This window comes from Superficieibacter sp. BNK-5, assembly GCF_047456055.1.
Taxonomy (GTDB): Bacteria; Pseudomonadota; Gammaproteobacteria; order Enterobacterales; family Enterobacteriaceae; genus Superficieibacter.
Genome location: NZ_CP179893.1, coordinates 2,904,787 through 2,927,704, shown reverse-complemented (window position 1 = coordinate 2,927,704; position 22,918 = coordinate 2,904,787). Strand labels below are relative to the sequence as shown.

At 52.6% G+C, this 22,918-nt stretch carries 18 protein-coding genes and 7 tRNA genes; 17 read left to right on the top strand and 8 right to left on the bottom strand.

Annotated features, from left to right (window positions below; genetic code table 11):
* Positions 1-66: 66 nt before the first annotated feature.
* The 4 genes from ACMGGS_RS14055 to seqA form a co-directional block, all read right to left on the bottom strand.
* The gene (locus ACMGGS_RS14055) at positions 67-1,140 is read right to left on the bottom strand and encodes a zinc-binding dehydrogenase (RefSeq protein WP_414163153.1); all 1,074 of its coding nucleotides are present in this window, start codon (positions 1,138-1,140) and stop codon (positions 67-69) included.
* Positions 1,141-1,232: 92 nt separating this feature from the next.
* Positions 1,233-2,030, bottom strand: a complete 798-nt coding sequence (locus tag ACMGGS_RS14050; RefSeq protein WP_414163152.1) for a DeoR/GlpR family DNA-binding transcription regulator — start codon at positions 2,028-2,030, stop codon at positions 1,233-1,235.
* Positions 2,031-2,440: 410 nt separating this feature from the next.
* Positions 2,441-4,081 carry a phosphoglucomutase (alpha-D-glucose-1,6-bisphosphate-dependent) gene (gene pgm, locus ACMGGS_RS14045; RefSeq protein ID WP_414163151.1) on the bottom strand — a complete coding sequence of 547 codons (1,641 nt, stop codon included), beginning with the start codon at positions 4,079-4,081 and terminating at the stop codon, positions 2,441-2,443.
* Positions 4,082-4,105: 24 nt separating this feature from the next.
* Positions 4,106-4,648, bottom strand: a complete 543-nt coding sequence (gene seqA / locus ACMGGS_RS14040; protein WP_276164273.1) for a replication initiation negative regulator SeqA — start codon at positions 4,646-4,648, stop codon at positions 4,106-4,108.
* 181 nt (positions 4,649-4,829) lie between these two features.
* Here seqA and ybfF point away from each other — a divergent pair, with 181 nt between their 5' ends.
* The 5 genes from ybfF to ACMGGS_RS14015 all read left to right on the top strand — a co-directional run bounded on the left by ybfF (position 4,830) and on the right by ACMGGS_RS14015 (position 8,215).
* On the top strand, positions 4,830-5,600 hold the full coding sequence (gene ybfF / locus ACMGGS_RS14035) for an esterase (protein ID WP_414163150.1): 771 nt from the start codon (positions 4,830-4,832) through the stop codon (positions 5,598-5,600).
* A gap of 129 nt (positions 5,601-5,729) precedes the next feature.
* Positions 5,730-6,023, top strand: a complete 294-nt coding sequence (ybfE, locus tag ACMGGS_RS14030) for a LexA regulated protein (protein WP_176917699.1) — start codon at positions 5,730-5,732, stop codon at positions 6,021-6,023.
* A 150-nt stretch (positions 6,024-6,173) separates the two neighbouring features.
* Positions 6,174-6,704 (top strand): flavodoxin FldA, encoded by a 531-nt coding sequence (gene fldA, locus ACMGGS_RS14025; RefSeq protein ID WP_276164270.1) that lies wholly within the window; start codon positions 6,174-6,176, stop codon positions 6,702-6,704.
* A 289-nt stretch (positions 6,705-6,993) separates the two neighbouring features.
* Positions 6,994-7,446: a ferric iron uptake transcriptional regulator gene (gene fur, locus ACMGGS_RS14020; RefSeq protein WP_414163149.1), complete on the top strand. Its 453-nt coding sequence runs from the start codon at positions 6,994-6,996 to the stop codon at positions 7,444-7,446.
* A gap of 157 nt (positions 7,447-7,603) precedes the next feature.
* Positions 7,604-8,215 (top strand): helix-turn-helix domain-containing protein, encoded by a 612-nt coding sequence (locus ACMGGS_RS14015; protein ID WP_414163148.1) that lies wholly within the window; start codon positions 7,604-7,606, stop codon positions 8,213-8,215.
* 47 nt (positions 8,216-8,262) lie between these two features.
* On the opposite strand, the gene chiP is transcribed toward ACMGGS_RS14015, so the two are convergent.
* From chiP to nagE, 3 genes are all read right to left on the bottom strand, one after another.
* Positions 8,263-9,669 carry a chitoporin ChiP gene (chiP, locus tag ACMGGS_RS14010; RefSeq protein WP_414163147.1) on the bottom strand — a complete coding sequence of 469 codons (1,407 nt, stop codon included), beginning with the start codon at positions 9,667-9,669 and terminating at the stop codon, positions 8,263-8,265.
* 565 nt (positions 9,670-10,234) lie between these two features.
* A complete protein-coding gene (gene glnS / locus ACMGGS_RS14005; protein WP_176917656.1) occupies positions 10,235-11,902 on the bottom strand; it encodes a glutamine--tRNA ligase in 1,668 nt (555 codons plus the stop codon).
* Positions 11,903-12,080: 178 nt separating this feature from the next.
* Positions 12,081-14,033 carry a PTS N-acetyl glucosamine transporter subunit IIABC gene (gene nagE / locus ACMGGS_RS14000; RefSeq protein WP_414163146.1) on the bottom strand — a complete coding sequence of 651 codons (1,953 nt, stop codon included), beginning with the start codon at positions 14,031-14,033 and terminating at the stop codon, positions 12,081-12,083.
* Positions 14,034-14,359: 326 nt separating this feature from the next.
* On the opposite strand from nagE, the gene nagB reads away from it, so the two are divergent.
* From nagB to ACMGGS_RS13940, 12 genes are all read left to right on the top strand, one after another.
* Positions 14,360-15,160 carry a glucosamine-6-phosphate deaminase gene (nagB, locus tag ACMGGS_RS13995; protein ID WP_176917658.1) on the top strand — a complete coding sequence of 267 codons (801 nt, stop codon included), beginning with the start codon at positions 14,360-14,362 and terminating at the stop codon, positions 15,158-15,160.
* A 57-nt stretch (positions 15,161-15,217) separates the two neighbouring features.
* The gene (gene nagA / locus ACMGGS_RS13990) at positions 15,218-16,366 is read left to right on the top strand and encodes an N-acetylglucosamine-6-phosphate deacetylase (RefSeq protein WP_414163145.1); all 1,149 of its coding nucleotides are present in this window, start codon (positions 15,218-15,220) and stop codon (positions 16,364-16,366) included.
* Between the two features lie 9 nt (positions 16,367-16,375).
* Positions 16,376-17,596, top strand: coding sequence for a DNA-binding transcriptional regulator NagC (gene nagC / locus ACMGGS_RS13985; RefSeq protein WP_414163144.1), 1,221 nt, complete (start codon positions 16,376-16,378; stop codon positions 17,594-17,596).
* A 44-nt stretch (positions 17,597-17,640) separates the two neighbouring features.
* Positions 17,641-18,393, top strand: a complete 753-nt coding sequence (locus tag ACMGGS_RS13980) for an HAD-IIA family hydrolase (protein ID WP_176917661.1) — start codon at positions 17,641-17,643, stop codon at positions 18,391-18,393.
* 335 nt (positions 18,394-18,728) lie between these two features.
* Positions 18,729-20,393 carry an asparagine synthase B gene (gene asnB / locus ACMGGS_RS13975; protein WP_414163143.1) on the top strand — a complete coding sequence of 555 codons (1,665 nt, stop codon included), beginning with the start codon at positions 18,729-18,731 and terminating at the stop codon, positions 20,391-20,393.
* A 219-nt stretch (positions 20,394-20,612) separates the two neighbouring features.
* Positions 20,613-20,689 (top strand) — tRNA-Met (locus ACMGGS_RS13970).
* A gap of 7 nt (positions 20,690-20,696) precedes the next feature.
* Positions 20,697-20,781 (top strand) — tRNA-Leu (locus tag ACMGGS_RS13965).
* A 104-nt stretch (positions 20,782-20,885) separates the two neighbouring features.
* Positions 20,886-20,960 (top strand) — tRNA-Gln (locus tag ACMGGS_RS13960).
* Positions 20,961-20,997: 37 nt separating this feature from the next.
* A tRNA-Gln gene (locus ACMGGS_RS13955) sits at positions 20,998-21,072 on the top strand.
* Between the two features lie 21 nt (positions 21,073-21,093).
* Positions 21,094-21,170 (top strand) — tRNA-Met (locus tag ACMGGS_RS13950).
* Between the two features lie 47 nt (positions 21,171-21,217).
* Positions 21,218-21,292: transfer RNA gene (locus ACMGGS_RS13945), tRNA-Gln, on the top strand.
* A 59-nt stretch (positions 21,293-21,351) separates the two neighbouring features.
* Positions 21,352-21,426 (top strand) — tRNA-Gln (locus ACMGGS_RS13940).
* A 304-nt stretch (positions 21,427-21,730) separates the two neighbouring features.
* Here the strand turns inward: ACMGGS_RS13940 and ubiF are convergent.
* On the bottom strand, positions 21,731-22,906 hold the full coding sequence (ubiF, locus tag ACMGGS_RS13935) for a 3-demethoxyubiquinol 3-hydroxylase (RefSeq protein WP_414163142.1): 1,176 nt from the start codon (positions 22,904-22,906) through the stop codon (positions 21,731-21,733).
* Positions 22,907-22,918 lie beyond the last annotated feature (12 nt).

The window sequence follows — 22,918 nt, the reverse complement described above, 5'->3', positions numbered from 1 at the left end:
TGTTTTTATCAATTCATTATCAGGGACCGGGATCGCCGCGCTACGGATAGACGATCCCGGCACCAATTACGGTTTAATGACGACTTTGATGGAATCCAGCGTTTTGGCCATATCAAACGCTTCCTTCCAGTCATCGATAGAATAAAAGTGCGTTACAATGCCTTTGGCGGTAATTAACCCACGGTCGAACAGATCGATAGCCACGTCATAACTATACGGGCCGAGGTGCGCGCCGCGGATATCAAGTTCTTTTCGGTCGCCAATAATCGACCAGTCGACCGTGGTTTCTTTACCGAACACGCTAAACTCAACGAAACGCCCCAGCTTACGGATCATCTCAAGTCCCTGTGTTACGCCAATTGGCGCACCGGTCGCTTCGATGTACACATCGCAGCCGTAGCCGTCGGTCATGGATTTCACAATGGCGATCGCATCTTCTTTTGCTGCATTAATCACTACGTCAGCGCCAAAGGTTTTGGCCAGCGCCAGACGATCTTCCATGGTGTCGATGACAATTAACTTCTTCGGCGTTTTAAGATGGGCAACCTGAATCATGCACAGCCCCAGCGGCCCGGCACCGGCAATCACAACCACATCGTTCAAATCGATATCACCACGGCGCACGGTGTGAATGGCGCAGGCCATCGGCTCAATAAGCGCCGCATCTTCTTCGGAGAGCGAATCCGGAATTTTGTGAATAATGGCTCTTTCCGAGAAACGCATATATTCGGCCATCCCGCCGTCAGCAACATCTTTCTGGAAGCCGTAAATATCATGGACTTCACACATCCAGTATTTTCCGGACTTACAGAAACGACACTCGTGGCAAGGAACAATTTGCTCCGCCAGAATACGATCGCCGATTTTTAATTTATATTTTTCGGCGGAGCCTGCGCCTAATTCGGCGACCCGGCCATAAAATTCATGTCCGGGTACCACCGGTGTTTTTACCCACGGATCGTCACCCCAGAACATAGGGGCACCATCACTGGCTTTGCAATCTCCGGCGCAAATACCACAACCATCCACTTTGATGACCACTTCTCTTTCTTTAGCAACCGGGCGAGTAATTTTTTCAAAACGATAATCTTTAGGACCATGACAGACCACGGCTTTCATATCTTCAGGCAGTTGTTCCATAGCAAACCTCTTGTTCACTGATGACATTTGAGATGTCGTTGAATGAATTAAAATAGATGGCGTAATATGATATTACTTAATACAGTGATGCATTAATCTGTTTCAATCGTCTGAATTTTGGCACAACGATATTCTTCGGAAGGCAATTTATTGGTGATCAGCACATCTACGCCTTCCAGATTACAAATCTTATATAATGAATATTGATCAAACTTCATTGAATCGGCGAGCAGTATTTTTTTATCTGAAACATTGAGCATTTCTTGCTTTAGCCGCACGTTCAGCTCGCTGCCGTCCCGGATGTCATATTGCGGCGCGATGCCCTGACATGAAAAGAAAAACTTGTTCACCTTAAAGCTTTTAATGGTCAGTTCCGCCACCGGGCCATGAAAATCGCCGTGGCGCTCGGAATACTCGCCGCCAACGCTAATAATACGGATCTTCTTGCGACAGGCCAGCGTCTGAACAATATTCAGCGAGTTGGTGATCACCGTTAAATTGATGTCCGGCAACTGGCGCGCCAAAAACCAACAGGTGCTGCTATTGTCCATTATGATACAGTCGTTTTCTTTAATAAATGTCAACGCCGCTTTAGCAATACGTGTTTTAACGTCGGTGCGCTCGCGGGTTCTTTTAATAAAAGACTCGGCAGTATCAACAAAATTCTCGGAGACCGCCTTTTGCTCTACTTCAAGATAACCATTATTGTTTTCAAATAATGCTGCACCGCCAAAACTGCGGACTATTTTTTTACTTTTGGCTAATATTGCCAAATCCCGTCGAATCGTTTCCTGGGATACGGAAAACATATCTGAGAGTTCTTTTACGCGGGCACAGTCATTCTCTTTTATATACCGGAATATTAATAAATGACGTTTTACCTGTAGCATTTGGCTTCTCAGATATTATTTTCGATGTGGCAGTATGATACCTAAAAGGCGCTTTTTGTTAAGTGACTGACTTCATACAATACAGTGACGAGCAGGTTAAAAAAAATTTTATTAGACGGCAATCATATTTTGTACGTTAACGAGGAGGAAATACGCTTATTTTCGTGATGACCATCACATATTTCAGGGGTTTTATTCTGGTGTTGTAGAAAACGAAATGTGGAAATGGTCACAAACGGTCATTCATTCCATGCCCGATTATGACCGGGTTGTGGCTTTTCTTCGCAAAGACGCAGTTTTTCGGAGCGGCAAAATAAAAAGAATACGGGAAGGCAGGCAAATTTTGGCACGTTCCCACACCCTGAAACGCAAAACGCCTCCCGAAGGAGGCGTTACGGTAAACAGACCTGTCAGGCGTTCTTCAGCACTTCGCTAACAATCTCTACCGCTTCTTTTTCAATGCGCTTACGGTGTTCTTCACCCAGGAAACTTTCACAATAGATTTTGTATGCGTCTTCGGTACCAGACGGACGGGCGGCGAACCAGCCATTGTCAGTCATCACTTTCAGACCGCCAATCGCTGCGCCGTTGCCCGGTGCCGCGGTTAAACGCGCGGTGATCGGGTCGCCTGCCAGAGTGTCGGCACTGACCATTTCCGGAGAGAGTTTAGACAGCGCGGCTTTCTGTGCTGACGTGGCACTCGCCCCCAGACGGTTGTAGCTCGGCGCACCAAAGCGTGCGGCCAGCTCGTCATAATGCTGCTGCGGGTTTTTCCCGGTAACGGCGGTGATTTCTGCCGCCAGCAGGCACATGATGATGCCGTCTTTATCCGTTGACCACGGGGTACCGTCAAAACGCAGGAACGAGGCACCCGCGCTTTCTTCACCACCGAAGCCGAAGCTGCCGTCAAACAGACCGTCAACAAACCATTTAAAGCCTACCGGCACTTCCACCAGCTTACGGCCCAGATCGTTCACCACACGGTCAATCATCGCTGACGACACCAGTGTTTTACCGACCGCAACGTCTTTGCCCCACTGCGGGCGATGCTGGAACAGGTAGTTGATCGCCACCGCCAGATAGTGATTAGGATTCATCAGACCGGCTGGGGTCACAATCCCGTGGCGGTCATAATCCGGGTCGTTAGCAAACGCCAGATCGAATTTATCACGTAGCGCCAGCAGCCCTGCCATCGCGGATTCCGAAGAGCAGTCCATACGGATCACTTCGTCTTTATCGAGATGCATAAAACGGAACGTCTGATCGACATGATCGTTCACGATGGTCAGGTTGAGCTTGTAATAGTCAGCGATGCGTTTCCAGTATTCGATACCGGAACCACCCAGCGGATCGACACCCAGCGTCAGGCCCGCTTTCTGGATCGCCGCCATATCGACGATCTCAGCCAGCCCTTCGATAAATGGCTGCACCAGATCCTGCTCTTTCACATGACCTGACGCCAGCGCGGCATCCAGTGCCAGACGCTTCATGCCTTTCAGACCGTCAGCCAGCAACGCGTTAGCACGATCTTCCACTACTTTGGTGACGTTAGTATCGGCCGGACCACCGTTTGGCGGGTTATATTTGATACCGCCATCTTCCGGCGGGTTGTGCGACGGCGTGATGACGATGCCGTCAGCCTGCGCGCCGCCTTTTTTGTTATGTACCAGAATGGCGTTTGAAACCGCCGGCGTCGGGGTAAAGCCGTTATTCTCCTGGACAATCATGTCCACGCCATTGGCGGCCAGCACTTCCACAACGGAAATAAAAGCTGGCTCCGACAGCGCGTGGGTATCTTTGCCTACGTAGCAAGGACCAGTGATGCCGTTTTTCGCCCGCTCTTCGGCAATCGCCTGTGCAATCGCCAGAATGTGGGGTTCGTTAAAGCTTTGACGAGCTGCGCTACCACGGTGGCCGGAGGTACCGAACTTAACGGCGTGTTCCGGATTGCCCGCTTCCGGTTTCAGGACATAATACTGAGACGTCAGCTGAGCGACGTTGATCAAATCACGTTGTTGTGCGGGCTGACCCGCACGATTGTGAACTGCCATTGCCTGATCCTTCTGATGCAAGGGTTAAATAGTGCCGCAAACCTTTTCAATCAGTTCCGCCGGGAACTGCATTGATTGCATGATATGTTCAATCATGCCGCATTTACGACCGGTATTGGTATTAGTAATCACCCAGTATGGGGTATCCGGCACCTGTTTCGGTTTAGTCTGATTACCGCTTTGTAACAGCGTTTGTTCGTCAGCCGCAAAATACACGCGGGTACGCCCGTGCAGTGACTCGGTGGCTTCGGCAAACGCCGTGTTATCCAGTGAATAGAGTGTAGACAGGATCAGCATGAAGCGGTTTACCGCCTTACGCTGTTCGGCATATTCATCAGACAACAGCAGCTCACGCATCGCGCGGACGTTATCTTTAGGGGTGTTAACCGGTTTTTTCTCAACCACCGGAGCGGGTGCGCTCACCGCTTTATTTACCGGCGTGACAGGCTGTGATGCGGCAGAAAATTTCAGTATGCGCCGTAAAATGTCGGACGCGCTCTCACCAATGTGCTGAGTGTGGCTGGCAATATAGCGATAGAGCTCATCATCAACTTCGATCGTTTTCATCTTGATCCAGTACGATATTTTTAAGTACAAGTTATTGAGATTATAAGGGCAAATCTCAACTGCGGATAGCGTCAAGCCTGGATGACCGCAAAAGTCCGGAAACTTCTGAAAGCTTGCAGCCGGGCGGCAGAATGTTCACCATAATACCTTAACCTGCCAGAGCGAAAAAAAGATCTTTGCCATGAAATTAAATACCCGCACGCAATCTGCACAACATTCTTCTGATGCTTCACCCATCGTACTCGTTCACGGGCTGTTCGGCAGCCTCGATAATCTGGGCATCCTCGCCCGCGATCTGGTCAGCGATTACGACATCCTTCAGGTAGACATGCGTAATCATGGTCTCTCGCCCCGCGCCCCGGAGATGACTTATTCCGCAATGGCGCAGGATCTGCGGGATACGCTGGATGAACACGGGATAGAGAAAGCCACCTTTATAGGTCATTCCATGGGCGGTAAGGCCGTCATGGCCCTGACCGCGCTGGCGGCAGAGCGGATTGATGGGCTTATCGCCATCGATATTGCGCCGGTCGATTACGCCGTGCGTCGCCACGATGAAATCTTTGCCGCAATTAATGCCGTTACCGATGCGGGCAGCACCACGCGTCAACAAGCGGCTGCGGTGATGCGCGAATACCTTAACGAAGAAGGTGTGATCCAGTTTTTACTGAAATCGTTTGTCGACGGCGAATGGCGTTTCAACGTGCCGGTACTGTGGGAGCAATATCCGCATATTGTCGGCTGGGAGCCGGTCCCGGTCTGGGATCGTCCGGCGCTGTTTATTCCCGGCGGCAATTCGCCCTACGTCACCGAAGCCTACCGTGAGCCGCTGCTGGCACAATTTCCGCAGGCGAAGGCGCATGTGATTGCCGGGGCGGGCCACTGGGTACATGCGGAAAAACCGGAGGCGGTATTGCGGGCGATCCGCCGCTATCTGGCCGAACTCGCCTGATTAAAAATCCAACGTCCGCACGCCAGATTGCCCGCGGGCGTTGGCGTGCTTCCTGCACTGATGTATGATGGCGCGCTACCCAACCGGGCAATGGCCCGGCTGCTTGTTTCCCCGAAGTCACTCTTAATCATGGCAAAAGAACAAACGGACCGTACGACAATAGATCTGTTCGCGAATGAGCGTCGCCCGGGAAGACCCAAAACCAATCCCCTTGCGCGTGATGAACAGTTACGCATCAACAAGCGCAATCAGTTAAAACGCGACAAAGTACGCGGCCTGAAGCGCGTTGAGTTAAAACTCAACGCTGACGCGGTTGATGCCCTCAACGAACTGGCGGATGCGCGCCAGATCAGCCGCAGTGAGCTGATCGAAGAGATTTTACTCAGCCAGCTCGCGCAGTTGCACGGGCAGGATATTGTCTGAAAAAGCCCTCGATCCCCCTTTTCATGTAGCAGAGAGTGCAGTCGGGCGTGATTGCTATTTCCGCGTACTTCTCTGTTCTGCTATGATTGCCCTTATCCGTGTGCAATACGCCACCACCATATCAATAAGTATCAAGAGGTTATTTTACTCATGGCAATCACAGGCATCTTTTTCGGCAGCGATACCGGCAATACCGAAAATATCGCGAAGATGATTCAAAAGCAGCTAGGTAAGGATGTCGCCGATGTGCATGACATTGCCAAAAGCAGCAAAGAAGATCTCGCGGGCTACGATATTCTGCTGCTGGGCATTCCTACCTGGTACTACGGTGAAGCACAATGTGACTGGGACGACTTCTTCCCGACGCTGGAAGAGGTAGACTTCAATGGTAAGCTGGTGGCGCTGTTTGGCTGCGGTGACCAGGAAGATTATGCCGAGTACTTCTGTGACGCGTTAGGTACTATTCGCGATATCATTGAGCCGCGCGGCGCAACGATTGTGGGTCACTGGCCAACGGCAGGTTATCATTTTGAAGCGTCTAAAGGCCTGGTCGATGACGATCACTTTGTTGGCCTGGCCATTGATGAAGACCGCCAGCCGGAACTGACAGCAGAACGCGTAGAGCAGTGGGTGAAGCAGATTTCCGATGAGCTGCACCTGAGCGATATCATCAACGCCTGATGCTGATATGACGCAACCTTCTGGTTGCGTCATACTGATAGATATAAGCAATCAAAATAATTGCTACAATTTTTTAACTTTTCAGTACATATCTGTACAATAGCCACTGATTTAACGAGGTCAGCGCCGCTTTGCGGACCCCCCCTCGTTTTAAACGCTAACTTTGTCTGATACTTGCAGTTTTCAATCAGGCATGGCAGTTCTATAATGAGAGGCATTATGAGCGATGCACTCTCTGTAAATACTTCCCTGTGGGGAGTGAATCTTATAGCAACAGGACAGATTCCGCATGACTGACAACAATACCGCATTAAAGAAAGCAGGCCTGAAAGTCACGCTTCCCCGGTTGAAAATCCTGGAAGTGCTTCAGGGACCTGACAATCATCATGTCAGCGCGGAAGACTTATACAAACGCCTCATTGACATGGGCGAAGAGATTGGCCTCGCCACCGTCTACCGCGTTCTGAACCAGTTTGACGATGCTGGCATTGTCACCCGCCACAATTTTGAAGGCGGAAAGTCCGTTTTCGAACTGACTCAGCAGCATCACCACGATCACCTGATTTGCCTCGACTGCGGCAAAGTGATCGAGTTCAGCGATGACTCGATTGAGTCGCGTCAGCGTGAGATTGCGGCTAAACACGGTATTCGCCTCACCAACCATAGCCTTTATCTGTATGGTCATTGTGCTGAAGGCGACTGCCGCGAAGACGATAATGCGCATGAAGGCTTAAGCAAGTAATGGCATCACAAGCCAGCCTCCCCGGCTGGCTTTTTTTATTCCCTTTCCCTGCCCGTATATTCAGATTTCATCAATACTTTTTATTCTTTGCCCTGGCTAGTATGCCCGCTTTCAGGCGTTACGCCTGTACGACAATGAAGTTGACAAGGATCGCGTCATGCAGCAACACGTCCTCCTTCAGAAGGCGCTCGCCCACATTCTGACTATTTTCGATGATGGCGCTAACAAACGTCGTTTACTGCGTCACAACTACCTGACGTTTCAGGCAGATACGATCTGTTTACTGTATGCCGGTGATTATTCGCTTCTGCGTCGTCATGATGAGTTGCTGGTGACCCGGGCGCTGGCTCCCGGCATCGTTGGTCTGATCCTGCCCGGTATGGCGGAACAATTTGTCACAATCCGCGCAGACAGTGATTGTGACTATCAACTGGTCAGCCATGACGCTTTTTTTACGCAGATCGATGAGCAGCAGGCCCATCATCAGGTATATACCCTTTTGCTGGCGCAGATCACCCGGCAATACCAGCGGGAAGAGCTGCTTTTAGGTTACAGTAGTCTGGTTGCGGTTCAGGGGGCCATTGTGCTGCTTGATCGGCTTGAACCGACGATTCGCGCCAGTACGAATGTTGCCGATTTCGTGGTTAAGTCGACTAACTTATCGCGGAGTATCGTCATGAAATCGATGGCCTTTTTGCGCCAGCAAAACGCGATTGAGATCACTAAAGGCAAGCTTACGCGCATCAATCGTCTTCCTGATATCCATTAAAAAACCCGGCACGCTTGCGCGGCCGGGTTGGAAGAGCGTTGCCTGCATCAGAAGATGGTAAACGGCGCAATAACCATAAATTTCACATCGCGCTCATCCTGGAAGATGTTGCCGTATCCGCCACCGTAACTCGGAATATCGGAGTGGTTGTCGTATTCGGTGAAGTGCAGTTTGAACATCGTCCCCTTCGCCCGGCCATCCTGAAGGGTGTAAACCGCATCCAGACTGTATGAAGACTCTTCGATGGTGCGGTCTTTATCGTAGTAAGCGTCCGGGTTAAGCTGCCAGGTTGAAGGCTTCGCATCCCAGGCGTACACATAAGAAGCGCCGACGCTCAGGCCCGGCAGATCCCAGTTTTTCAGGTCGTACATCGCGCCGAAGAATACCGCTTTTTCACCGTTGGCGTTAAAGTCAGAACGGTTATCCCACCAGATATCAAGGCGGCCGTTAGAGGAAGCATAGGTCGGCGTCATACGTTGCAGGAAGAAACCCTGCTGGCCGTCGGCTTTCACCCAGGTCCCTTCCAGACGCAGATCGACAACTTCCGCCACTTTATAGCCGAAAGTCAGTGCCTGAAGCCAGGCCGTGCCGTCGTAAATATCGTTGGTACTGTGATCGTCAACTTTATCGCGAGTGCCGTAGAACTGATAGCTGGTGGTTAAAGGCGCACCAGCCACATCGAATTGATAGCTGGCTTTAGCAAAATACTGATCGATGTAACCTTCAGCCTGACCAAAAGCGGCTTCGAGCACGAAGTTGTTTTTGAAATCGTATTTAGCCCCGATAGAGTGCAGGTAATCGACCTTCGTCTTTTGGTCATTCTGGTAAAAATGATCCATTTCAACGTGCCACGGTGCTTTGTAGTCGTTGGTCCACATATACGAGAAGCTCAACGCGCCCGCATCGCCATAGTCGAAATTCGCCCCGGCCTCAGCGCCCTGATAGGTGCCCGGCATAAAGCTCCAGTGCGGGGCCAGCAAGGTTTGCCCGGTCGGCTGAATATAGCCCGCGCGCGCCCAGGCGGGTCCATATTTGAATTTTGCTGCCGCTTTATACAGGCTTATCCCGCTTTTATCGCCGGACCAGTCTTCATCATAGGCCTTGTTACTTTTAGAAAAGGCAATTTCGTTCGGGTGTGCGCTGTCGCCATTTTCAGCCATTTCAATCGCCGTAAAGGCTGCAATATCAAGGCCGAACATATCAGCGGCGTAGCCGGACTGGAAATCAAGGTTCGCGTTCCAGGTGGCATGAGAAAGGTTAACTTTGTACTTATCTTCATCAGTGACATCTTTACGGTCACGTTCACGCTGCCAGTAATAGATACCGCCAGTGAGGGTTGAATCGTCGAAAAATCCTTCGGCTTTGGCCTGCGGGGAAGCCATCAAACCAGACATTGCTGTGACGCCGGCAATAGCCAGCGCCAGCGTACTACGTTTGCCACTGAACGTACGCATGGGGTGATCCTCTTTGACTTTTAAAAACGCCGACTAACGCGGCGATAAAATAAAATTAAAAAGTGGCCAGCTAAAAATGTGACTGGCTACTGTAATTCAGAGTATTTTTCGCGGCGCGAATTATCAATCTTTTTTAGCGGGAAAAATGCAGGAGTATGACGAAGCGCACATAATTAATCGTATTTTGTAACAATTTCATGCGCCAAAATGAGAGTGTCACAAGGGCGATAACGCCGATTAAACAGTGGCTTAGATCTGATATTATTAAGAATGAAGATCACCGGCGATAAAGGATCAAAATCATTAATTCGCGTCGCGAATATATTTAGCCATGTGATTATTTTGCTGATAGTGCAAATAAAAAAACGCCGCACAGCGCGGCGTTCAGACTGCTGGCAAACGTTATCTCGTGGAATTTTGCCCGGTGGCGCTGCGCTTACCGGGCCTACGTTTATGATGTAACTTGCTGATATTGTATGTTTTCGTAGGCCGGGTAAGGCGAAGCCGCCACCCGGCAAAACGACATCAACGAGGCTGACACGGTCGCCAGCATTTTAACCGAAGATCACTCGCCGATTTTAGCCCAGGTATCGCGCAGCCCCACGGTGCGGTTAAACACCAGTTTTTCTGCGGTTGCGTAACGACTATCAAGGCAGAAGTAGCCTTCGCGTTCGAACTGATACGCCTTGCTTGCTTCAGCCGCTTTCAGCGATGGCTCGGCAAAGCCCTGTTTGATAACCAGTGACTCCGGGTTAATGACCGTCAGGAAATCCTCCGCAGCCCCTGGATTTGGCACGCTGAATAAACGGTCATACAGGCGAATTTCAACTGGCAGCGCGTGCGTTGCGCTTACCCAGTGAATAACACCTTTTACCTTGCGGCCATCAGCCGGATCTTTGCTCAGCGTTTCGGCATCATAAGAACAGAAGATGGTCGTAATGTTACCGTCCGCGTCTTTTTCCACGTGCTCAGCTTTGATCACATAAGCATTACGCAGGCGCACTTCTTTACCGAGTACCAGGCGCTTGTACTGTTTGTTGGCTTCTTCGCGGAAGTCAGCGCGATCGATCCAGATTTCCCCGCTGAACGGCACTTCACGGCTGCCCATTTCCGGTTTGTTTGGATGGTTCGGCATGGTGACCATTTCGCTTTCACCCTGCGGGTAGTTTTCGATAACCAGTTTAACTGGATCGATAACGGCCATGGCACGCGGCGCGTTCTCGTTGAGATCTTCGCGAATGCAGGATTCCAGCGAGGCCATCTCAATGGTGTTGTCCTGCTTGGTGACGCCGATGCGCTTGCAGAACTCACGGATAGACGCTGCGGTGTAGCCACGACGACGCAGGCCAGAGATGGTCGGCATACGCGGATCGTCCCAGCCTTCTACGTGCTTATCGGTGACCAGCAGGTTGAGCTTACGCTTCGACATCACGGTATATTCCAGATTCAGGCGCGAAAATTCGTACTGGCGCGGGTGAACCGGAATGGTGATGTTGTCCAGCACCCAGTCATACAGGCGACGGTTGTCCTGGAATTCCAGCGTACATAACGAGTGGGTAATGCCTTCCAGCGCATCGCTGATGCAGTGGGTGAAGTCGTACATCGGGTAGATGCACCACTTGCTGCCGGTCTGGTGGTGATCGGCAAACTTAATGCGATAGATAACCGGATCGCGCATTACGATAAAGGGCGATGCCATGTCGATTTTGGCACGCAGGCAGGCTTTACCTTCCTCAAAACCACCGCTGCGCATTTTTTCAAACAGCGCCAGGTTCTCTTCCACGCTGCGATCGCGATACGGGCTGTTTTTGCCTGGTGCTTTCAGCGTGCCGCGGTACTCACGGATTTCATCAGGCGAGAGTTCATCAACGTACGCCAGACCTTTATTAATCAGCTCAATCGCATACTGATGCAACTGGTCGAAATAGTTAGAGGAGTAGCGAATGTCGCCCGACCAGTGAAAACCTAACCACTGCACGTCGTTTTTGATCGACTCAACGTATTCGATGTCTTCTTTCGCCGGGTTGGTGTCATCGAAACGCAGGTTGCACTGGCCCTGGTAATCCTGGGCGATGCCAAAATTCAGACAAATCGATTTTGCATGTCCAATATGCAGGTAGCCGTTCGGCTCCGGCGGAAAACGGGTATGCACGGTAGTGTGCTTACCACTGGTCAGATCTTCATCAATGATCTGACGAATAAAGTTAGTCGGGCGGGCTTCTGCCTCACTCATCTTGGGTTCCTCAAGGCGTAAACAACAGATAACGGCGTATGATCTTATAAGCCAGTGCCGGAGACAACCATTAGTTGCGGAAATTACGGTTCGGATGAGAATTATGGGGATGAACGGCGCAAAAAAAAGCGGCGGAGGTCGCCCCCGCCGCTTCTGTCATCACAATGATGTGGTCAGATTATTTGCTTTTGATCTCATACAGCGGCGTCTGCCCCGCGACGACATGGCCCGTCGCCTGAATCACCAGCGCGCTATAGTCGTCACTGTTGCTGCATACCACCGGGCTAATCATCGAACGCGCGTTGGCGTTGAGGAAGTCCAGATCCAGTTCAAGAACCGGCTGCCCCGCCACCACTTTCGCGCCTTCTTCAACCAGACGTGTAAAGCCCTTGCCGCCCAGCGCCACGGTATCAATGCCCATATGGACCACAATCTCCGCGCCGTTTTCTGTTTCTAGACAGAAGGCATGGTTGGTGTTGAAGATTTTGACGACAGTCCCCGCCGCCGGTGCAACCACGGTTTTATCGGTCGGTTTCACCGCCACACCGTCGCCGACCGCTTTGCTGGCGAAGGCTTCATCAGGCACCGCATCCAGCGCGACAATTTCACCGGTAATTGGCGAAACCAGTTCGGCTATGACTCTGACATTGGGTACGGCCTGCGGCTTCGCCGCGACAGGCGCAGCCGCCACCGGAGAGACAGAACCTGTCGCCGCCGGTACCGGGCGACGCGCTGCTACGCGTTTCATCACGTCGCCGATGGATTCCGCTTTTGCTCCCACGATGACCTGAATAGTCTGTTTATTCAGTTTCACCACGCCAGAAGCGCCGAGGCGTTTGCACATGGCATCATTCACCAGCGCAGAGTCCGCAACGCTCAGACGCAGACGCGTAATACAGGCGTCGATGGCTTTCAGGTTATCTGTACCGCCAACCGCAGCGATATAGTTGGTCGCCAGTTGGGTTAAGCCCTCTTCGGTATTGCTGTTGACTTCTTCTTTTACGATATCGACTTCTTCATCTTCACGGCCCGGTGTTTTCAGGTTGAACATGCGGATCACAAAGCTGAACACCACAAAGTAGATAGCGAAGAAAATCAGGCCCATCACCACCAGCATCCAGACGTTGCTGCTGGCCGCCGGCAGGTTATACATCAACGCATAGTCGATGGCACCGGCAGAGAACGAGAACCCGGCATGAATATTCAGCGCGGTCGCCACAAACAAGCTGATCCCGGTCAGCAGCGCGTGCAGGAGATACAGCAGCGGCGCGAGGAACATGAACAGGAATTCCAGCGGCTCGGTAACGCCGGTGAGGAACGCCGTAATGGCGACCGACAGCAGCATGCCGCCGACCATCGGACGACGCGCTTTCGGCGCGGCGAAGTACATTGCCAGCGCCGCACCCGGCAGACCGAACATCATGATTGGGAAGAAGCCAGACATAAACATCCCGGCAGTACCATCACCCGCGTAGAAACGGTTGATGTCGCCATGGAAGACCACGCCTGCGGTATTGGTAAACTCGCCAATCTGGAACCAGGCGATGGTATTCAGCACCTGATGCAGACCCGTTGGGATCAGCAGACGGTTGATGAAGCCAAAAATACCGGAACCCAGTGCGCCAGCGGAAACAATCCATTCACCACCGGAATGAATAGCGTGCTGCACCGGCGGCCAGACGTAGCCGAAAACCGCCGCCAGGATCAGACAGAAGAACCCGGTGGCGATCGGTACAAAGCGTTTGCCACCAAAGAAGCTCAGGAAGTCAGGAAGTTTGATATCCGCCCAGCGATTGTAGACCGCACCGCCCACTAAACCGGTAATGATACCGGCCAGCACACCCATATTAATTTCCGGGTTAATCGTGACCATCGCCTTGGTCAACACGAAGTAACCCACAGCGCCTGCCAGCGCTGCTGCCCCGGCGCCGTCTTTAGACCAGCTTGACGCAACACCGATAGCAAAGATTAACGCCAGATTGTCAAAAATCGCGCCGCCCGCCTGGGCGATAAACGGCACATTAAGCAGATCGGGTTGACCAAAGCGCAACAGCAGCGCCGCGACCGGTAGTACAGCGATAGGGAGCTGTAACGCCCTGCCCAGCCGCTGAAAAAAGCCTAAAACGTTCATTGTCATTCCCCCTGAGAAACCCTGATAAGGCTCGTTTAAGACAGCCTTTTTATTGTGAGACAACTACTGCAATCATCGATTTCATTCACACAGTTGATGATTCTCTGCAAAATTAATTCGTATCGCAAATTAAATCCGTGTTTTTTGTGATTTTAATCACCAAATATCGTTTGTAAGCCGGCATAATGCTGGTCATGCGGCAAAACTTATTTTACAATTCAAAAAATCAAGGCAGATTTACCCCGCTCAGTGACAAAGTGCATTACTCTTATCACTGCACAGACGCTCAATCTGCACACTTTTTTCTTATACTTTAGAGGTGAACAATGAGACTGATTCCACTGGCAACGGCTGAGCAGGTCGGAAAATGGGCGGCACGCCATATCGTTAACCGCATCAATGCCTTTAAACCGACCGCGGATCGTCCATTTATTCTTGGCCTGCCGACCGGCGGCACCCCGCTGACCGCTTACAAAGCGCTGGTTGCTATGCATAAAGCGGGCGAAGTCAGCTTCAAACATGTTGTGACCTTCAACATGGACGAATACGTTGGCCTGCCGAAAGAGCATCCGGAAAGCTACTACAGCTTTATGCACCATAACTTTTTCGATCACGTTGATATCCCGGCTGAAAACATCAACCTGCTGAATGGCAACGCGCCAGATATTGACGCAGAATGCCGTCGCTATGAAGATAAAATTCGCTCCTACGGTAAAATTCACCTGTTTATGGGTGGCGTGGGCAACGATGGTCACATTGCGTTTAACGAACCCGCCTCTTCACTGGCGTCGCGTACCCGTATTAAAACGCTGACCCATGACACCCGCGTGGCAAACTCTCGCTTCTTTGATAATGACGTTAACCAGGTGCCAAAATATGCCCTGACCGTGGGCGTCGGCACCCTGCTGGATGCCGAAGAAGTGATGATCCTGGTGCTGGGCGGCGTGAAAGCGCAGGCACTGCAGGCGGCGGTCGAAGGCAACGTTAATCACATGTGGACCATTAGCTGTCTGCAACTGCATCCGAAAGCCATCGTGGTCTGTGACGAACCGTCTACCATGGAACTGAAAGTGAAGACCCTGAAATATTTCAACGAGCTGGAAGCTGAAAATATCAAAGGTCTGTAATATCCCACCGTCCTGCCCCCGTGCGCAGGACGGTTATTTTTCCCACCGGGGGTCGACATGTATGCATTAACCCACGGCCGGATTTATACCGGTCACGAAATCCTTGATGACCATGCGATTGTTATCGCCAATGGCCTGATCGAACGTCTTTGTCCGCTGACGGAACTGCCTGCGGGGATTGAACAGCGGTCGCTGAACGGGGCCATCGTCTCCCCCGGTTTTATTGACGTTCAGTTGAACGGCTGTGGCGGCGTGCAGTTTAACGACACTGCCGATGCGGTCAGCATTGAAACGCTTGAAATAATGCAGCGCGCCAATGAAAAATCGGGCTGTACCAGCTATCTGCCGACGCTGATTACCACCAGCGACGATCTGATGAAACAGGGCGTACGCGTGATGCGCGAATACCTGGCGAAACACCCGCATCAGGCGCTGGGTCTGCATCTGGAAGGGCCGTGGCTCAACATCGTTAAAAAAGGCACCCATAATCCGCAGTTTGTACGTATGCCGGATGCCGCGCTGGTCGATTTTTTGTGTGAGAACGCCGATGTAATCACCAAAATCACCCTTGCGCCGGAGCAGGTTGCGCCTGAGGTCATTACTCAACTGGCAGCGGCGGGAATCGTTGTTTCTGCCGGACACTCTAATGCCACGGTAAAAGAAGCAAAACGCGGCTTCCGCGCCGGGATCACTTTCGCCACCCACCTTTATAACGCGATGCCATATATCAGCGGCCGCGAACCGGGGTTAATTGGCGCAATTTTTGACGAGCCAGACGTATGGTGTGGCATTATTGCTGACGGACTTCACGTTGATTATGTGAATATTCGTAACGCTAAGCGTCTGAAAGGCGATAAACTTTGTCTGGTAACGGACGCCACTGCGCCCGCCGGCGCGGATATTGATCAGTTCATTTTTGCTGGTAAAACAATATACTACCGTAATGGACTGTGCGTGGATGAAAACGGCACGTTAAGCGGTTCGTCGCTGACCATGATTGAGGGGGTGCGCAATCTGGTCGAGCATGTGAATATTGCGCTGGATGAAGCACTGCGCATGGCAACGCTTTATCCGGCACGCGCCATTGGCGCAGATAAGCAGTTGGGCAGCATTGCACCAGGCATGGTGGCCAACCTGACTGCCTTCACGCGCGATTATAAGATCATCAAGACTATCGTTAATGGTAACGAGGTCGTCAACGGGTAAAGAGAACGTATGACATCAGGCGGGCAAGCTCAGATTGGTAATGTTGACCTCGTTAAACAGCTCAACGGTGCGGCTGTCTACCGCCTGATTGATCAGCACGGGCCTATCTCGCGCATTCAGATTGCCGAACAGAGCCAGCTCGCCCCGGCCAGCGTGACCAAAATTACGCGTCAGCTTATCGAGCGCGGTCTGATCAAAGAGGTCGATCAGCAGGCCTCGACCGGGGGCCGTCGCGCTATCTCCATCATCACGGAAACCCGTCATTTTCATGCTATCGGCGTCCGGCTCGGTCGCTACGACACCACCCTCACCCTTTACGATCTGAGCAGCAAAGTGCTGGCTGAAGAGCACTATCCTCTGCCCGAGCGCACCCAGGAAACGCTGGAACACGCGCTGCTTAACACCATTGCCCGCTTTATCGAGGAGTGCCAGCGCAAGATACGCGAGCTTATCGCCATCTCGGTGATCCTGCCGGGGCTGGTCGATCCGGAGAGCGGCGTTATTCGTTATATGCCGCATATTCAGGTGGAAAACTGGTCGCTGGTAGAGGCGCTGGAAAAACGTTTTAACGTTACCTGTTTTGTGGGCCACGACATTCGCAGCCTGGCGCTGGCGGAACACTATTTCGGTGCCAGCCAGGATTGTGCGGATTCCATTCTGGTCCGCGTGCATCGCGGGACTGGCGCGGGGATCATCTCCAATGGTCGCATTTTCATCGGCCGTAACGGCAACGTCGGCGAGATCGGCCATATTCAGGTCGACCCGCTGGGCGAGCGCTGTCACTGCGGCAATTTTGGCTGTCTGGAAACCGTTGCTGCCAATGCCGCCATTGAACAACGCGTTCGTCAGTTACTGGAAAAGGGTCATCAGAGCCGCGTGAAGCCGGATGACTGTACGATCAAAACAATCTGTAAGGCCGCTAACAAAGGCGATGCGCTCGCCAGTGACGTCATAGAGCACGTGGGGCGTCATCTGGGTAAAACCATTGCCATCGCCATCAACCTCTTTAACCCGCAGAAAGTGGTGATCGCCGGGGAAATCGTCGAAGCAGAAAAAATCCTGCTGCCAGCCATTGAAAGTTGCATCAATACTCAGGCGCTACAGGCGTTCCGTAAAAACCTCCCGGTGGTGCGCTCGACGCTGGATCACCGCTCCGCGATTGGCGCTTTTGCGCTGGTCAAACGCGCCATGCTAAACGGGATTTTGCTGCAACGTTTGCTGGAAAATTAACGGCGGCTTATAGTCGTTACCTTATTTTTACAACTGGGTTGTTCATGACCATTCAAAACATCATTTGTGATATTGACGGCGTGCTGATGCACGATAACGTTGCTGTACCAGGTGCCGCAGAGTTTTTAACCCGCATTCTGGAGAAGGGTCTGCCGCTGGTGCTGTTGACTAACTATCCTTCACAGACCGGACAAGATCTGGCTAACCGTTTTGCCACTGCCGGTATCAACGTGCCGGATAGCGTTTTCTATACCTCCGCCATGGCGACCGCTGACTTTCTGCGCAAGCAGGAGGGTAAAAAAGCATACGTAGTGGGTGAAGGCGCGTTGATTCATGAACTGTATAAAGCCGGTTTTACCATCACCGATGTGAACCCGGACTTTGTTATCGTCGGCGAAACCCGCTCCTATAACTGGGAGATGATGCACAAAGCGGCCTTCTTCGTAGCTAACGGCGCACGGTTTATCGCCACCAACCCGGACACGCACGGCCGCGGCTTCTATCCGGCCTGCGGGGCGCTCTGCGCGGGCATTGAGAAAATCTCCGGACGTAAACCGTTTTGCGTGGGTAAACCCAGCCCGTGGATTATTCGCGCCGCGCTGAACACCATGCAGGCGCATTCCGAGCAGACGGTGATTGTCGGCGATAACCTGCGCACCGATATTCTGGCCGGTTTTCAGGCCGGGCTGGAAACCATTCTGGTGCTCTCTGGTGTATCGACGCTGGATGATATTGATAGTATGCCGTTCCGGCCATCGTGGATTTACCCTTCCGTCGCCGAGATTGATATTTTCTGAAAAATGCCGATGTGGTTAAACAGCTAACAACATAGCTTCCCAGGGGAAACGCCGGGATTGGGTTCCCGGAGGGAGGCCCAACCCGGTGGTCGCCCCGATATCCACGGACGATTTGCCATCACCCTCCCTAAACGGGTTTTATCTCAGCCCCCATTCAATAAAAACGCCATAAAAATGCATATTCGCTAATATTTCCCTTCCGGAGGCAGCGTTTTTTCATCATTCGCTAATCACTATTGCATTTTTTCTGATCCTTCCGCCAAAACCCTTGCGCAACGCCCGGCTTTGCGGCATTTTCATTATCAGGCAACATCACAGGGTTAACGGAGAAGGTTATGTGTTCTATTTTTGGCGTACTGGATATTAAAACTGACGCGGGTGAGCTGCGTAAAAAAGCGCTGGAGTTATCACGTCTGATGCGCCACCGTGGTCCGGACTGGTCCGGCGTTTACGCAAGCGATAAAGCCATCCTGGCACACGAACGTCTGTCGATTGTCGACGTTAACGCTGGTGCCCAGCCGCTGTATAACGAGAAAAAAACGCATGCGCTGGCCGTTAACGGTGAAATCTACAACCACCAGGCACTGCGCGCTGAATATGGCGACCGTTATCATTTCCAGACTGGCTCCGACTGTGAAGTTATTCTTGCGCTGTATCAGGAAAAAGGTCCCGAATTCCTTGATGAATTACAGGGCATGTTTGCTTTCGTGCTTTACGACAGTGAGAAAGACGCATACCTGATTGGACGCGATCATATTGGTATTATTCCGCTGTACATGGGGCATGACGAGCACGGCAACCTGTATATTGCCTCAGAAATGAAAGCGCTGGTGCCGGTATGCCGCACCATTAAAGAGTTTCCGGCAGGTAGCTACCTGTGGAGTCAGGACGGCGAAATTCGTCCGTACTACCATCGCGACTGGTTCAGCTATGAGGCAGTGAAAGACAACGTCACCGATAAAAACGAACTGCGTCAGGCGCTGGAAGAGTCGGTGAAAAGCCACCTGATGTCCGATGTGCCATATGGTGTGTTGCTCTCTGGCGGCCTGGACTCTTCCGTGATCTCCGCGATCACCAAGAAATTCGCTGCCCGCCGCGTGGAAGATCAGGAGCGCTCAGAAGCCTGGTGGCCGCAGCTGCACTCCTTTGCCGTCGGGCTGGAAGGCGCGCCGGATCTGAAAGCCGCGCAGGAAGTGGCTAATCATCTTGGCACCGTCCATCATGAGATCCACTTCACCGTGCAGGAAGGCCTGGATGCCATCCGCGACGTGATTTACCACATCGAAACCTATGATGTCACCACTATCCGCGCCTCAACGCCGATGTACCTGATGTCGCGTAAAATCAAAGCGATGGGCATTAAAATGGTGCTCTCCGGCGAAGGCTCCGATGAAGTGTTTGGTGGCTACCTCTATTTCCATAAAGCGCCAGATGCAAAAGAGTTACACGAAGAGACCGTGCGTAAGTTGCAGGCGCTGCATATGTTCGACTGCGCTCGCGCTAACAAGGCGATGTCGGCCTGGGGCGTGGAAGCACGCGTGCCCTTCCTCGATAAAAAATTCCTCGACGTGGCGATGCGCATTAACCCGCAGGACAAAATGTGCGGCAACGGCAAAATGGAAAAACATATCCTGCGCGAATGTTTCGAATCCTATCTGCCGGCAAGCGTAGCATGGCGTCAGAAAGAGCAGTTCTCCGATGGCGTAGGCTACAGCTGGATCGACACGCTGAAAGAAGTGGCAGCAAAGCAGGTTTCCGATCAACAACTGGAAACCGCCAGCTTCCGTTTCCCGTACAACACGCCGTCGTCGAAAGAAGCGTATTTGTACCGTGAAATTTTTGAAGAGCTGTTCCCGGTCCCGAGCGCCGCAGAATGTGTGCCCGGTGGCCCGTCAGTCGCCTGCTCCTCAGCCAAAGCTATCGAATGGGATGAAGCGTTCAAAACGATGAACGATCCATCAGGACGCGCGGTTGGTGTGCACCAGTCGGCGTACAAATAATTACGCCTGCCTCAGAGCGGACCCTGCGGGGTCCGCTGCTGTTTTTAAGCATACAATCCGCAACGCTTTTTCAATAATTGACGAATATTACGCCACGCTGTTCGCAACCTAACCAAACAGTCACTTTCGGGCCACTTTCAGTGAAAAAGGTGTTGACGCTTCAGGGTCCAATACGCATAATGCGCCCCGCAACGCCGATAAGGTAACGCGAAAAAAGATGGCTACGTAGCTCAGTTGGTTAGAGCACATCACTCATAATGATGGGGTCACAGGTTCGAATCCCGTCGTAGCCACCATCTTTTTGCGGGAGTGGCGAAATTGGTAGACGCACCAGATTTAGGTTCTGGCGCCGCAAGGTGTGCGAGTTCAAGTCTCGCCTCCCGCACCATTTCCGATAAGCGTTGCGCGGATGGGGTTTCTCCAGGCGGTAAGTGAGCCTCTAAGGCCACTTGCGATAGCGCCCGAAGAAATCTTATCTGGAAGAAGATTTGTTGGGGTATCGCCAAGCGGTAAGGCACCGGTTTTTGATACCGGCATTCCCTGGTTCGAATCCAGGTACCCCAGCCAAATTCTTTGACGTATGCGGGTTTACCGCGACAGGCATTGGGGTATCGCCAAGCGGTAAGGCACCGGTTTTTGATACCGGCATTCCCTGGTTCGAATCCAGGTACCCCAGCCATCAAAGAATGTGATAGTATTTGGCTACGTAGCTCAGTTGGTTAGAGCACATCACTCATAATGATGGGGTCACAGGTTCGAATCCCGTCGTAGCCACCAGTTACAGGATGTAGTGAGTTTCACTCGTTATCTCCGGAACAAATTGTTGGGGTATCGCCAAGTGGTAAGGCTCTGGTTTCTGATACCAGCATTCCGAGGTTCGAATCCTCGTACCCCAGCCAATTTTAAAAGACGTTCGTTGTACTGAGCGCACCTGTTGGAGTCATATCCGACAAACCATTGGGGTATCGCCAAGTGGTAAGGCTCTGGTTTCTGATACCAGCATTCCGAGGTTCGAATCCTCGTACCCCAGCCACACAAAACAAAAAAGCTCGCTTCGGCGGGCTTTTTTGTTTTCTAAAATTCTGAAAAGGCTCATATGTTTAATCGACTTTAAGAGCGAAGTGGCGCTGATATCGTTATTTTGCCGGGTGGCGCTGCGCTTACCACGGCCTACGATCCTGCCCGATCCGCAGGTCTGTACAAGCATAGCGCCGTCTGGCACTCGCCCATCCGCCACGATTATCACATCGTTCTGCCCGATCTGTAGGCCTGTGCAAGCGCAGCGCCGCCAGGCATAAACGATGCCAGCGGCCGCAGACAGGCTTCCTGCCCCCTGATTACAATCCGAGCGCATACTTCAGCGCCTGACGCTTCAGCACGCCCGCGCGCTGGGCTGCCATCAATCCCACATTACGCAGCACGCGCAGCGGTCCCAGATCGTTACTGAACCCGGCATAAAACAGATCCATCCCGGACTGCATGATGAAATTATCCGCCATCCGTCGCATCTGATAGCGCTTCAGTACCTGATGGCTGGCCCAGGCTTCGCCGTGGCTGCGGGCACTGGTCAGCACGTCGAGCAACGCATCCACGTCGCGATAGCCAAGATTAACCCCCTGCCCCGCCAGCGGATGAATGGTGTGTGCCGCATCGCCCACCAGCGCGAGGCCCGGCAGGGCGTATTTCAGCGCGTGACGACGGGTTAACGGAAATGCGCCCGCGGCAACCGGCGTCACCTTGCCGAGCCGCGCCGGAAAATGCTGCGCAATTTCCCGTTCAAGCTGCGGCATACTCAGCGCCTGAAGCTGACGAATACGCGCCGGAGTGTCATACCAGACCAGCGAGGCCCGGTTATCAAACAGCGGCAGGAACGCACGCGGCCCGCCAGGAGTAAACTGCTGCCAGGTGCTGTCGCCCGGCGCGTTTTCACACTCGACGGAAATTAGCATACAGGCCTGTTGATAGTGCCACGCGTGAATGCCGATACCCGCCATCTGCCGCACCTGCGAGTTCGCGCCATCCGCGCCCACCACCAGCTTCACCGTCAGCGTATCGCCATCATCCAGCGTCAGCACTTGCCTGTCGCCGTCATACTGCATTGACTTCACGCAGGAAGGAACGCGTAGCGTCACCTGCGGATGCGCTTCCAGCGCCTGCCACAGCGCCCGCTGAAGTACGTTATTTTCCACCATGTACCCCAGATGCGGCAGCTTAAGCTCTGAGGCGTCAAAAGCGACATGCGCGTTCTGCCACTCCCAGGTCTCAAGACGGCGGTACGGGTGCGCGCGCATCCCCAGCACCGCGTCCCAGACGCCCAAACCGCGTAGCAGCGAGACCGAGGCGGCGCTGATCGCCGAAATACGCACGTCCGGCGGAGAGGTGGGATCAAAGGCAGGCGGCACTGCTCGCTCAATGACCGTCACCGTGAAACCGTGTTGCGCCAGCCCCAACGCCAGCGCGCCGCCGACCATCCCGCCGCCGATAACCGCGACTTCACCCGCTTGATTTTTCATGGCCACCCATCC

Bases quoted from the DNA above. Each gene is read 5' to 3' on its own strand.
- nagA (WP_414163145.1), top strand. From the start codon at position 15,218: ATGTATGCATTAACCCACGGCCGGATTTATACCGGTCACGAAATCCTT.
- fldA (WP_276164270.1), top strand. From the start codon at position 6,174: ATGGCAATCACAGGCATCTTTTTCGGCAGCGATACCGGCAATACCGAA.
- ubiF (WP_414163142.1), bottom strand. From the start codon at position 22,906: ATGAAAAATCAAGCGGGTGAAGTCGCGGTTATCGGCGGCGGGATGGTC.
- asnB (WP_414163143.1), top strand. From the start codon at position 18,729: ATGTGTTCTATTTTTGGCGTACTGGATATTAAAACTGACGCGGGTGAG.
- ACMGGS_RS14055 (WP_414163153.1), bottom strand. From the start codon at position 1,140: ATGGAACAACTGCCTGAAGATATGAAAGCCGTGGTCTGTCATGGTCCT.
- fur (WP_414163149.1), top strand. From the start codon at position 6,994: ATGACTGACAACAATACCGCATTAAAGAAAGCAGGCCTGAAAGTCACG.
- ACMGGS_RS13980 (WP_176917661.1), top strand. From the start codon at position 17,641: ATGACCATTCAAAACATCATTTGTGATATTGACGGCGTGCTGATGCAC.
- seqA (WP_276164273.1), bottom strand. From the start codon at position 4,648: ATGAAAACGATCGAAGTTGATGATGAGCTCTATCGCTATATTGCCAGC.
- ACMGGS_RS14050 (WP_414163152.1), bottom strand. From the start codon at position 2,030: ATGCTACAGGTAAAACGTCATTTATTAATATTCCGGTATATAAAAGAG.
- ybfE (WP_176917699.1), top strand. From the start codon at position 5,730: ATGGCAAAAGAACAAACGGACCGTACGACAATAGATCTGTTCGCGAAT.
- ACMGGS_RS14015 (WP_414163148.1), top strand. From the start codon at position 7,604: ATGCAGCAACACGTCCTCCTTCAGAAGGCGCTCGCCCACATTCTGACT.
- glnS (WP_176917656.1), bottom strand. From the start codon at position 11,902: ATGAGTGAGGCAGAAGCCCGCCCGACTAACTTTATTCGTCAGATCATT.
- chiP (WP_414163147.1), bottom strand. From the start codon at position 9,669: ATGCGTACGTTCAGTGGCAAACGTAGTACGCTGGCGCTGGCTATTGCC.
- ybfF (WP_414163150.1), top strand. From the start codon at position 4,830: ATGAAATTAAATACCCGCACGCAATCTGCACAACATTCTTCTGATGCT.
- nagC (WP_414163144.1), top strand. From the start codon at position 16,376: ATGACATCAGGCGGGCAAGCTCAGATTGGTAATGTTGACCTCGTTAAA.
- nagB (WP_176917658.1), top strand. From the start codon at position 14,360: ATGAGACTGATTCCACTGGCAACGGCTGAGCAGGTCGGAAAATGGGCG.
- pgm (WP_414163151.1), bottom strand. From the start codon at position 4,081: ATGGCAGTTCACAATCGTGCGGGTCAGCCCGCACAACAACGTGATTTG.
- nagE (WP_414163146.1), bottom strand. From the start codon at position 14,033: ATGAACGTTTTAGGCTTTTTTCAGCGGCTGGGCAGGGCGTTACAGCTC.